Annotated in this window: 8 protein-coding genes (1 of these 8 running past the window's edge); 4 read left to right on the forward strand and 4 right to left on the reverse strand. The window is 59.5% G+C overall.

What is annotated here, in order from left to right:
- Positions 1–409 precede the first annotated feature (409 nt).
- A complete protein-coding gene (locus ACWJKU_RS02820; protein WP_454145565.1) occupies positions 410–1351 on the forward strand; it encodes a DUF6748 domain-containing protein in 942 nt (313 codons plus the stop codon).
- Between the two features lie 286 nt (positions 1352–1637).
- Positions 1638–2843 carry a zinc-dependent alcohol dehydrogenase gene (locus ACWJKU_RS02825; protein ID WP_454145567.1) on the forward strand — a complete coding sequence of 402 codons (1206 nt, stop codon included), beginning with the start codon at positions 1638–1640 and terminating at the stop codon, positions 2841–2843.
- 416 nt (positions 2844–3259) lie between these two features.
- Here ACWJKU_RS02825 and ACWJKU_RS02830 read toward each other — a convergent pair whose 3' ends face one another.
- The 3 genes from ACWJKU_RS02830 to ACWJKU_RS02840 form a co-directional block, all read right to left on the reverse strand.
- Positions 3260–5614 carry a TonB-dependent siderophore receptor gene (locus ACWJKU_RS02830; protein WP_454145569.1) on the reverse strand — a complete coding sequence of 785 codons (2355 nt, stop codon included), beginning with the start codon at positions 5612–5614 and terminating at the stop codon, positions 3260–3262.
- A 417-nt stretch (positions 5615–6031) separates the two neighbouring features.
- Entirely contained in the window at positions 6032–7018 is a 987-nt protein-coding gene (locus tag ACWJKU_RS02835) for a FecR family protein (protein WP_454145571.1), read from the reverse strand.
- A 64-nt stretch (positions 7019–7082) separates the two neighbouring features.
- A complete protein-coding gene (locus tag ACWJKU_RS02840) occupies positions 7083–7601 on the reverse strand; it encodes an RNA polymerase sigma factor (protein WP_454145573.1) in 519 nt (172 codons plus the stop codon).
- Positions 7602–8551: 950 nt separating this feature from the next.
- On the opposite strand from ACWJKU_RS02840, the gene ACWJKU_RS02845 reads away from it, so the two are divergent.
- Positions 8552–9589: a cytochrome-c peroxidase gene (locus tag ACWJKU_RS02845; protein WP_454145575.1), complete on the forward strand. Its 1038-nt coding sequence runs from the start codon at positions 8552–8554 to the stop codon at positions 9587–9589.
- Between the two features lie 113 nt (positions 9590–9702).
- On the opposite strand, the gene ACWJKU_RS02850 is transcribed toward ACWJKU_RS02845, so the two are convergent.
- Positions 9703–10971: a hypothetical protein gene (locus ACWJKU_RS02850; RefSeq protein WP_454145577.1), complete on the reverse strand. Its 1269-nt coding sequence runs from the start codon at positions 10969–10971 to the stop codon at positions 9703–9705.
- 536 nt (positions 10972–11507) lie between these two features.
- Between ACWJKU_RS02850 and tyrS the strand changes: the two genes are divergently transcribed.
- A protein-coding gene (gene tyrS / locus ACWJKU_RS02855) for a tyrosine--tRNA ligase (RefSeq protein WP_454145579.1) crosses the window boundary here: on the forward strand, positions 11508–11519 show its start. It continues 1194 nt past the right edge of the window; 12 of the gene's 1206 nt are visible here — the first part of the coding sequence; its start codon is at positions 11508–11510; its stop codon lies beyond the right edge, outside the window.

Below are 11519 nucleotides of genomic sequence, written 5' to 3' on the forward strand. Positions count from 1 at the left end.
TTCGCGATCCGGCCGGATTTTCGGCCGCGATCTCGGCAAAATTGCCGGTTGCGGCAATTCCGGCGGGGTGCCGCGCGGCCTCCCGCCCTTTGTCCGCGGGCGTTTCGGCGAGCGCCGACAATATTGGTTCTTTGGGTGGCACATGAATTGCGAAATAAAATTCCGGCGGCCGGTGAGTGATAGGCAGGACGCCACCCATCAACATCCACTCATCGGACCGCACCATTACGCACTCCTTATCCGTATTTCTTTTCTCAGACCCCTCTCTGCACCAGATTCGGTGTCGCCGGAAGCGGCGACACCTTCTTTTTTCCCGCTTGCTCTCCCGGTCCGTGATATTTGTCGGATGCCTTGATAGGATCGGTCATCGGCGTCGCGAACATCGAATTGGGCAGAAGGAGGTTCAAGAATGATCAAGGAATTGATTGTATGGATAATGATCGCAGAGCTTTGGGAGAGCGGACCGGTTTTCGGAGAGGCGGGCGGCTACTTTAAGGCCGTTCGCCAGGATCCGAGGCAGTGCGTCGCATCGACGTGCGACAAGATTTTCGTGAAGGAAGTCAATAAACCGCGAACGCGCTGCGCCGATGGCATTTGGCGCCGGGAGTGTTATGTCGGTGCCATCGATTTTTCCCCGGCGGGCGGCATGCCGCAGCAAAACGAGGACTTCAAGAAAGAATATGTCTTGGGCCTCGGGCTGGTGCGCGGATTTCTCGAGAGGCGCTCGACCGTTTCCGGCAGGGAAGACAGCGTGCTGGTCGTGCAGGAGACATGGCGAGCGCAGGCGCTGACGCCTCCCGCGGGAGTCCTGTACCGGGTGAGAGATGTCGGCGGTCCTTGTCCGACGGGTTTGTGCGAGCCCATCGAGGAAGAACGGCTGAATACGTCCGACAAGGCGCTGTTGACGGCGGTCGATTTGCTCGCATCCGCCGCCGATCCGGAGCGGGTCAACGCCGGATATCAAGCCCTCAAGCAAGGGAGCATTCTGGTGGCCGGCAGTCATCAAGCCGTGACCGGCCCGACGGGTACGGGCAAGTCTCTGGTGGCGACCGAATTCTATCTGATGGAATCCCCCACGCCGGTCACCGGGCAAGCCTGCGGCGGCACCGCCGGCGCGCAATGTCCGCCCGGGCAGTACTGCGAGATCGAAACCCCGGGTGCTTGCGGTTCGGCGAGCGCGTCGGGAAGCTGCGAGGTCCCTCCGGAAATCTGCACGACGGAACATGATCCGGTCTGCGGATGCGACGGCGAAACCTACAGCAACGACTGCGCGCGCCGGAGGGCCGGGGTCCAGCTCGATCACGCCGGAGCCTGCACGGAGCCGCCGATGGCGCCGGCTCCCGGGCATTAGGCGGTGCCGAATGTCGTCACGAAACCTCGCGTTGCCGGACTCCCTATGCCGGGAACTGCGGCGAAGCCCGCATATCAAAACAGAATCCGCGAGTATTTCGCTGTGAAAGCCGCAGCGTTGATGCCGGGAAAAGTGCGCGCCGGGATTTACTGATAGCCAAACAGTAAGGCTACGGAAGTTTCCTTGCTCTTCGAGCAGGCTGGGGAGCGATTCGAATAGGGCTTTATCTTCTTTAGGCGCAGTAATTCAGCATTCTGAAATCACCAGGTGAAAACCGGAGGCAAAGATGAAGGGAGTCGTTTTTCACGGAATCGGCGACATTCGTCTGGAAGACGTCGCCGAGCCTCACATCGAAGATCCTACGGATGCCATCTTGCGGATCACCGCCAGCGCGATTTGCGGAACCGATCTGCATATGGTGCGCGGCACCTTGGGCGGACTGAAGCCTGGCACCGTTCTGGGACACGAGGCCGTCGGCGTCGTCGAATCGCTGGGATCGAATGTCCGGAATCTCAGAGAAGGCGATCGGGTGGTGGTACCCTCGACCGTCGCCTGCGGCTACTGCTCCTATTGCCGAGCGGGCTACTACGCCCAGTGCGACAACGCCAATCCCAACGGTCTTCTCGGCGGGACGACCTTTTTCGGCGGTCCCGCGATCGCCGGCGGCCTGAACGGCTTGCAGGCAGAAAAAGCGCGCATCCCGTTCGCCAACGTCGGACTGGTCAAGCTGCCGGACGACATCACCGACGATGAGGCCATACTGATCTCGGACATCCTGCCGACGGCCTATTTCGGATCGGAACTGGCGGAGATCAAACCGGGCGATACGGTCGCCGTGTTCGGCTGCGGGCCGGTCGGGCAATTCTCCATCACCTGCGCCAAGCTTCAGGGCGCCGGCCGGGTATTGGCCGTGGACAACGAACCCTCGCGTCTCGAGACGGCGCGCAACCAGGGCGCGGAGGTCATTAATTTCGATCTCGAAGACCCCGTGCAGACGATTCGCGACTTGACCGGCGGGATCGGCGTGGATCGCGCCATCGATGCGGTGGGCGTGGATGCCGAACGCCCTCATCATGGGCCGGCCGCGCAAAAGTCCGAAGAGCAAAAAGCCCAGTTCGACCAGGAGTTGAGCGAAATTGCGCCGGAAGCGCGACGGCACGGAAATCAATGGCATCACGGCGACAGTCCGTCCCAGGTCTTGACCTGGGCCGTCCAGGCTTTGGCCAAGGCCGGAACCTTGTCGATCATCGGCGTTTATCCGCCGTCCGATCGTTTCTTTCCCATCGGCATGGCGATGAACAAGAATCTCACCCTGAAGATGGGGAACTGCAATCATCGCCAGTACATACCCATGCTGATCGACCTGGTTCGAAGCGGAGTCATCGAGCCGACCGAGATCCTGACCCAAACCGAGCCTTTGACTTCGGTCATTGAAGCCTATCGGGCCTTCGACGAACATCGCCCTGGCTGGTTGAAGGTTGAATTGGTTTGAGGTTTAAAGTCGAATTTCGCGATCGACTGCCGTTTCTCGGTTTAAGCCGGCCTCGCCCTGATCGGAGCGGCGGAATTCCCGCATTCCGCTGCGCTGCATGCGGGCTACGTGCTTCGATCGTAAAGCCGTGGCGTTCGGCCGGAATTCCATTCGCCCTCTCCCTTTGCGAGAGGTTCGGGGCGACGAAAGGGGTAGGGTGCGCTGCGCGCACCGGGGCGTCCGATGTGCTTCTGACGTTTGCGGTGCGCATAGCGCACCCTACCGGGTTCCGCACGGTCCTTCCGGCCGGCAGGCTTCCAGTCAAGCCTACCACGATCAGGAACAGAGAGGTCGGCAGGCCGGCGTAGCGATGCAGCAGCACCCAGAACTTGCGGGTCATGGCGTAACTCCTTTGTCCATGTCTGTGTCGTCCGACCTCAAAAATCGACTCTTACCGATCCGAGGAAGGTCCTCGGCGCGCCGAACTGGATGTGGCTGCCGCCGTTGCTGCCAAGGAAATAGGTCTTGTCGATGAGATTGTCGAGGTTGAGTTGAAGCGAGACCCTCGACGGGCCTACCTTAATCCCGTAGCTAGCCATGAGGTCCACGGTGACATATCCCGGAAGCTGGTAACTGTTCCCCGGATTGCCTTCCCTCTGCCCCACGGCACGCACCCCGGCCCCGAATTTGAGCCCCTGCAGGTCACCGCCCTCAAACTCGTAGGTGCTCCACAGGCTTCCCGCATGACGCGGCGCAAGGGGCAGGCGATTGCCTTGGTTCTCGCCCGCCCCGTCGTCGGTCACCTTGGCAAAAGGCAGATAGGAATAGGCGCCGATCAACCTCCAACCGGGCAACAGCTCGCCTGCCACGTCGAATTCCAATCCGTGACTTTCCGCCTCGCCTATGGCCCTCGATCGCACCGGGTTCGCTGGATCCGGAACGGCAAGATTCTGTTTGGTCAGTTCGAAATAAGCGAGTGTGCCGGTAAAGCGCCCGTCCCAGAGTTCGGTCTTGATTCCGGTCTCCCATTGCTGAGCCGTCTGCGGCGGCAGGCTCTTGCCGTCGGCGTCGAGGCCGTTGCTGGCGCCGAAATTTTCCGTGTAGCTGCCGTACAGCGAGAGTTCCGGGATAGGGCGCCATAGCAAGCCCCCGCGCGGGCTGACCCGATTGTTGTCGCTCGTGGTGGTTTTCGATAGGTTGTCGCGGATGTCCGCGCTGTCGTAGCGGACACCACCCAGCGCAAAGACGTTATACGGCAGTTCGATCTGATCCTGGAAATAGACGCCATGCCAGGATGTGGTTGTGTTCACCGGGTAGGTCGTCGGGCCGAATTGCGGCGCCTGCGTCAGGTAGACCGGGTTGAAAATATTGAAACTCTCACCCTCTGGGTCGTGCCCGTCGACTCGGTCGTCCATCCGGTAATAGTCGCCGCCGAGCAGAACGGTGTGATTCAGATCCCAGGTGGAAAACTTGCCGGTCAGGTTCAGGCTGGTGTAGTAACGGTCCGACTTCGAAGGATAGGCGTAGAAGGGCCTGATGAAAGAACCGTCCGGACTCACTTCGCCTGCCACGTAAGAACCTTTCAATATGGGCTGATCGATGAGGTCCATGCTGAAGCGCTGGCTCAGGGTCCATTCGTCGTTGAAAGCGTGGGACCAGTGGAAACCGAGGTAGTTGCGGTCGATTACATTGCGGTTGGCCAGGGGATCTTCCGTGCTGCGTTCCCGCGGAACCGGTGCGGGACGGTCGCCGATGGGGGGAACGCCGATGTCAAGCCTCTCGTCCACATGCTGAAATTCGTACTCCAGCGTCGCCCTGGTCCGGGGGCCTATGTTCCAGGTCAGGACCGGGGCCAGGAAGACCCGTTCGTTGTCGTCGTGAAAATCCCGGAAAGAATTGGCGCTTTCGTAGGCCAGGTTGAACCGGTACAGCAGCGTATCGTCCTGAGTGACCGGGCCGGTAGCATCCACCGTGGTTCGATAAAAATCGAACGAGCCGAACTGCTGCTGCAGTGCATAGAATGGCGAAGTCAGCGGCTGCTTGGTAACCAAGTTGACGATGCCGCCCGGTTCGGTCCGGCCGAACAGCAACGACCCCGGTCCCTTGAGCACTTCGATCCGTTCCAGATTGGCAGTCTCGCGTTTGGTCGTGGGACCTGCCTGAAGATTAGGGATTTGCACCCCGTCACGGTAAATCGTATCGGTGAAGAATCCGCGGATGATAAAGGAGTCCTGCCCCCCGCCGTTGGCCGTCGACTGGATCACCCCGCTCACGTTCTGTAAAGCCTTTTCGGTTCGGACCGCCTGTTGATCTTCCAAGACCTGCTTCGGGACCACCTGAATGGAATACGGCGTCTCCATGATCGGCGTGTCGGTCTTGGTGGCGGTCGATGCGTTGGGACGGTTGTAATCGGGGTTGTAAGGGTCCTCCGTGTCGTATTCCGCTTCACCGGAGACAACGACTCTCGGCAGATCTATTCCGTCCGGCTTTTCGTCGGCCCTTATCGATACCGCATTCTCGGCCGTGAAGGTATAGGCCAGCCCGGTTCCGGCGAGCAGTTTTTCCACGGCCCGGTGCGGCGTGTACTTGCCGTTCAGACCCCGGGTCGTCTTACCCCGCATGATGTCCTCGGCATAGAACAGGTGCAGGCCGCTTTGCTTGGCCAGCGCGTCGACGGCCGGCCCCAGCGGCTGGGATGGAATATGGACGTTGATCTCGCGTTCCCCGGCGATCGCCTGGCTCATCGCCGCGGACAACAAAACGCCGGTTACGGCTTTCCCCAATGCATACATCGACTCCCCCTTGGTGTTGTTATGACATCGCTACCTCATGAGACTGATTTCGGAGGCACCAACCGCCACTTTATCGGCGATTTTTTTCGGGGAGGATTTTTTCCCGGTCCGCGTGCTCGATGCGGCGGGGAGTTTTGGGGGGCGAATGGTTAGATGAAGTCGATATTCCGGTTTGGATTAGCGGCGGAATTGTAGGATGCGGTGAACGAAGTGAACCGCATCGATCGCGAACGAAGCGTGTATCGAGCCCGGTTGTCGGTCGGCAATCCCTGGCCGACAAAGGCGCTCGATCGGGACATGTCGTCGGGAAGGGCGGCTTCGGCGCTCCAATCGCAAACGGCCTGGCCGGGAGCGCCGGCCACGCCCTTCCCGAAGACGCCGTTTGCGTCGATACTTCCGGGCTCGCGGGTCAGGAAATCACCGCTTTGTCCCTTTGCCAACGCTCTCCAGCATCACGTGATGCGCGTCGATTCGGGAGATCTTGATGGGCAGGGCGCCGGCCATGGCGTCGAGGGCCAGCTTGAGATCGTTGGTGGGGAAAGTGCCGCTGACCTTGAGGGATTGCAACTGCGGGTCCTGCGCCTGCAGGACGACGTCGTGATAGCGCCCCAGGTGTTCGAGCACGCGGCCCAGGCTTTCGCCCTTGAATACCAGGCGGCCTTCGCGCCAGGCGACGACGTCTTCCGCGTCGACCTGGGCAAGCTCGATCGGCTGGCCGCTGTGGTCGTAGCTGAGGCGCTGTCCGGGCGACACGTTCCGCATCGCCGCGCCGTTCCCCCAGGTCACTTCGACTTCGCCTTCCAGTACGGTTACCGACACCCGGTCGGTCTGGCGGTAAACGTCGAATCGGGTACCGATATCGCGGATGCACCCGCCGGCGGCGAGCACTTGGAAAGGCCGGCCGGCGTCGTGAACCACCGAAAACAGGGCTTCTCCGCGGTCCAGGGTCACCGTGCGGCTCGACCAGGAATAATTGACGCGTAATTCGGTGTCGGTGTTGAGCTCGATGTGCGAGCCGTCGGCCAGTTCGATGCGGGCGTGTCCGCCCTTTTCGGTACGGTAGGTCTCGGTGTGGAGCCAGGTCCAGGCGTAAGGAAAGGCGATTACCGGCAGCAGAACGGAAGCGGCCAGCGCCAGGCGGCGCGCTCGGCCCGGTCGGCGGCGTCGGCTCTTCTGCAGATAGGCGCGGGCGGCTGCCACTTGAGGTCCAGCGACCGTGCCGATGTCGCCGAGGTCCCGCCAAAGGGCCTCGATATCGCGGTAAATTCTTCGGTGTTCCTCGTTTTGTTCCAGCCAGTCCTGGAACGCGCGCCGCTCCGCCGGCGAGCAATTCCCGGAATGGAGCCTGCTTGCCCAAAGGCTGGCCTGTTCGTGAACCGGCGGTTCGATCGGGGAGTGATTCATGCGTCCAGTTTATCGCGTGCGATACCGAATGGGACGGTTTCGACCCTATTGGACCGCCACTTCTTCACTCCGCATCGTCGGTCAGGTGCTTGTGACAATGGGCCAGTGCCCTGGCGCAATAGCGCTCGACGGTTCTTCGGGGAATTTGCAAGGCTTCGCCGATTTCGGCATGGGTCATGCCGTCCACGCGGTGCAGCAGAAACACGTGGCGATGGATTTCCGGCAGGCTCTCCAAGGCTTCCAGGCAGCGCTGAAGCCTGAGCTGCTTGTCGGCGGCATCGTCGGGTTCGGCTCGCGGGCAGGCCACGGCCTCGAGATCGACGTCCTCCTCGGGCAAGGTTTCACCCCGGATTTGCCGCCGCCGGAAGAGGTCCGCGCCGAGATTGGACATGATCCGGTAGAGATAGGCCCTGTGATTTTCGATGGCGTCGAGATCGGGATGTTGCAAGAGCCGCAAATAAGCCTCCTGCACCAGATCCTCGGCGCTTTCCCGGTCCGACTTTTGCCCGGCGAAGGCCAGCAATTCCTTCCCGTGGCGGCGGAGCAGCGAGTCGAGGAGGCGATGTCTGCGGGTGCGATTCATTGATTGAAGCCGCGGGCAGGGCGGCAACTCGGTCTGCATGGCGCCGGCCGGCGTTGTGTCGAGGTTCTGCGCCCCCCATGGGCGACAGTCGTCGAGTACGAAGGCGAAGCAATAACCGTTCCGGATTCGCTGCGACAAGGCGCAGACAAAGCTTTCGCCGCAATCCGGAAAGCCTGTCGCCCCGCCCGAACCGCGTTCCGTGTTGGCCCGTGAATCCGCGTCGGGAGAAATCCCGTCAAATGCCACATGGTTTGAGTCATATGACCTGGCCTGATGCGATCCGGGAGTCGGTGAGGATTCGCCGTCAAGCCAAGACAAGGCGGCGAGACCGGAACTCGCCGCGGCCGTGCTTGGGCCCTCGGCCATGGAGCTTGTCGGGCCGGGGCGGAGAAGGGAGCGCTATCCGCGGAAATAGCGCCGGTGAAGTTTCCGGACATTAGGCGGCGGACAAGTCGGCTCAATCCCGGATGGCAGCCGCGGGCGGACTGCGCCGGATGATGGCGGGGTTTTGGGAACGACTATTGCTTGCCTCTGGCCCGGGCAAAACACTCTCGCCGATCTCCGGCGCGCCAAGATTCACGCCGCTCCGGCGCTCGTCCGCATGCGTCGCATGGCGACGGCTGGGCAGTGAGCGCCTGTAGCCGGTTTTTCGGATGATTCGCGTGGAACTCATTCTTCTCCGGCGTGCTGCGTAATCTATGATTTCATACGGGGTTTGGGGTCTGGGATCGCGCTCTTTCACGGACATGTACGAGCGGATCGAGCACGGAGTTATTTTCAGTCGTCTGGAGAATGCCGGTGTTCGGACGCGACCTGCGGCATCCGGTCCTGCGTTCCGGGTTGCAATTGTCAAAGTAATTCAATATAAGAGTTTTCCCCTATCTCCTTAGAACGATGCGACGGCCTTTCCGTCGACGAAAAACCAAATAAGAAAAGAGGAGCAGCATCCTATGTTTAAGCTGAATCTACTAATCAGTGCTCTCGCATTGGCCGGAGCGTCGATGACTGCGGCAGCGGTCGAGTGGCAAGCCTTGCCCAGCAAGGCAGCGGAGCCCGCGGACAATCCGAGCACGCCGGCCAAGGTCGAATTGGGCAAGATGCTTTATCACGATCCCCGTTTGTCTTCCAGCGGCACGGTGTCCTGCAATTCTTGCCACAATGTGATGGCGGGTGGCGAGGATAATCGCGGCGGCTCGGTCGGCGTGCGCGGACAGGTGGGCGGGCGCAGCGCTCCGACCGTTTGGAACTCCGCCTTCAATTCGGTGCAATTCTGGGATGGGCGGGCGCCGAGTCTTGAGGCTCAAGCCAAAGGCCCGGTCACCAATCCGATCGAAATGGGCATGAAAAGCTGGGATGACGTCGTCGTCCGGTTGAAGGCCATTCCGGGTTATACGCAGGCGTTTGCCGCCGCTTTCGGCGGTGCCGATGCCGTCACCGCCGACAATGCCGCCAAGGCTATCGCCGCTTACGAGCGTACTCTGATTACTCCGAACAGCGCTTATGACAAATACGTCAACGGCGACAAGAATGCGCTCACCGAGCAGCAGGTGCGGGGAATGAATACCTTTGCCGAAGTGGGGTGCGGCAGTTGCCATTCGGGGCCCGCGTTCAACGGCCCGCAACTGCCCGAGGGTACCGGTTTCTTCATGAAATTTCCCGTTTACGAGAACGGCTATCTCGAGGCTCAATACAACCTGTCCAAGGATCTGGGGCGTTATGACGTGACCAAAAACGAAGCGGACAAGCACATGTATAAAGTGCCGACGCTACGCAACGTCGCCTTGACTGCGCCTTACTTCCATAATGGCAAGGTGAAAAGCCTGGAGGACGCCGTGAAAATCATGGCCAAACTGCAGTTGAACAAGGAGTTGACGGCGGAGCAAACCGGTGATCTTGTGGCGTTCCTCAGTGCCTTGACCGGCGAATTCCCGAAGCAGGAAATGCCGCGCTTGCCGAACTACGCGGATAAAACCTTCGACTACGAATAATCGCGATAGCCGGCGTTTAGTAAAAGCCAGCTCTCTGAGCTGGCTTTTTTGTTTTGGCTTGCAGGAAACGCGATATCCGTGATGGAGCCTGGATGCCGGCGCCGTAACGGAGGTTACGGCTGGTACAGACTGCAAGCCGAAATTCGTTCTTCGATTTGTTGCTTCAAGGCGTTGAATTCGGGGCTCTGGATATCTTTAAAGCGTTGAGCGAAATCGGTGGGATTCAAATTTTCCGGCAGGTCTTTAATGTTTGGCATAAACAAGGATTCATCGGCGCTCTGGCTCAGGATGTTTTGTACCTTGCGCGCTTTGTCTTCCGAACGAACCGCGGTTTTACCGAAAAGGGTGCCGGCTTGGTCGGCGGCCAAATCGGTGAAACTGAACCCGCTTCCGCTATGAGTGTCATTCAATTCTTTGGCAAGGCCGATCATGTTCGCCAAGGTGCTATGGCCGGACATCGCCAAAGCCGCCGAGGCCATGAAATGCTGGGCCGTATCGGTGCGGCGGTTGAGGAGTACCGCGCGCCGGGCAGGAACGGCGGGCGGATGATGCAATGGCAGCCACTGCGCTATGTTCTTGCCGTTGACGTATGCGCTCAAGACCAAAATGAGTGCGCGGTTTTCAGCGATCGGATCGTTGTCGTTTTCGGATCGGCTTTTGGCCAGGGCAAACAGATCTTGCATCAGCAGGCCGAGTCGCACGAATCGCTTCAGTTGCGACCGATTGATGGTTTCGGCCAGCCTGTCGTTATAAACCAGTAACCGCTCCTTATCGGCCAGATCCGTTATCAGGCCCTTGGCTTGGCTCAATGCGTCCCGGTTCCAGTTGACGGTCACCTGTAGCTGTTCGCCGACGATACGGATTCTTTTTACCAACTGATCGCCGACCTCGCCGTATCGAAATAGCGGCGTAAAGCGCAAAAAACCATGCAAGAGCCATTTGACCGCTATTCTGGGTATGGCCAAGCTACCGAGTTTGACCTGTTTGATGGTCGCGTGCGGCTCGGAATCGTCGGCGGTAACCCTGAGATTCAGAAAAAGCGGAATCGACGTTATAGGCAACCGGATGGTTGCGGCGAGCTTCAGCCGATTTTTCTTGATCGTGCAATTGGCATGACCTTCCAGTTTCTTTTTAAGGAGAGCGAAATTGGCCGCAGCGGTCAGATCGTTGCCGGTCAGAACGATCAACCGTTCGGGCGTATCGGTTTGGGTGAGTTGAACCGTCGTGCTGAGCAACTGCCGGGTTCTGGTCAGATATTCGTGCGCGGGATCCTGATTCGGCGGTACTTGGGGTTTGGTTTCGATGATGAGCGCAATTAAAGCGAGAAGTGCCAGCAGCGCCGGGATAACGAGATAGCGGGCGAGGAAATTGATGTAGATCATGGCGCGAGGTAGAGAATCGGGCTGTTCAAATTATCCGTCTACCCTCGGAAATCCTAGGTGCGCTGATCATTATGCATGCGAAACAAATCGTTTTTGATGAGCTTAGCGATTTTATTTCGGGGGCGGAACATTTTTGCAACTCAAGCGGATGCCGGGACAAGGCTATAGCCGCACGAACTCTCGATGCGGCCAGCTATAGACTGCCTTGGTGATGCGCGATCGATCTTGTTTCGGCGGCCGCATCGCAGACTGCCAACCGAGGAGAAAATCGGAACTGAGGTCGCCGCCATGTCTCTGCTGAACGGTCTGCCGCAGCGAAAAATCGATTGCGCCTTTGAATCATCCAATGTTTTACGGTCAGCTGTCGGGCGCATTCTCCATGCGCTTGTCGTCTCGTCGGACTCGCGGCGACGTTCGGCGTCCACCGGGCGGAGCGCCTAACATCAATCTACTGCACGGCCAATTCCGAGCGACGTAAGCCTGCCTCTGATTTACAATTCCAGCTTTTTATTTAAACGACCAAACAGGATTTCTCTATGTCTGTCGAC

The organism is Methylocaldum sp. MU1018 (genome assembly GCF_053646775.1).

Coding starts and splice junctions, on each gene's coding strand:
- ACWJKU_RS02850 (WP_454145577.1), bottom strand. CDS start 10,971: ATGATCTACATCAATTTCCTCGCCCGCTATCTCGTTATCCCGGCGCTG.
- ACWJKU_RS02835 (WP_454145571.1), bottom strand. CDS start 7,018: ATGAATCACTCCCCGATCGAACCGCCGGTTCACGAACAGGCCAGCCTT.
- ACWJKU_RS02845 (WP_454145575.1), top strand. CDS start 8,552: ATGTTTAAGCTGAATCTACTAATCAGTGCTCTCGCATTGGCCGGAGCG.
- ACWJKU_RS02830 (WP_454145569.1), bottom strand. CDS start 5,614: ATGTATGCATTGGGGAAAGCCGTAACCGGCGTTTTGTTGTCCGCGGCG.
- ACWJKU_RS02840 (WP_454145573.1), bottom strand. CDS start 7,601: ATGAATCGCACCCGCAGACATCGCCTCCTCGACTCGCTGCTCCGCCGC.
- ACWJKU_RS02820 (WP_454145565.1), top strand. CDS start 410: ATGATCAAGGAATTGATTGTATGGATAATGATCGCAGAGCTTTGGGAG.
- ACWJKU_RS02825 (WP_454145567.1), top strand. CDS start 1,638: ATGAAGGGAGTCGTTTTTCACGGAATCGGCGACATTCGTCTGGAAGAC.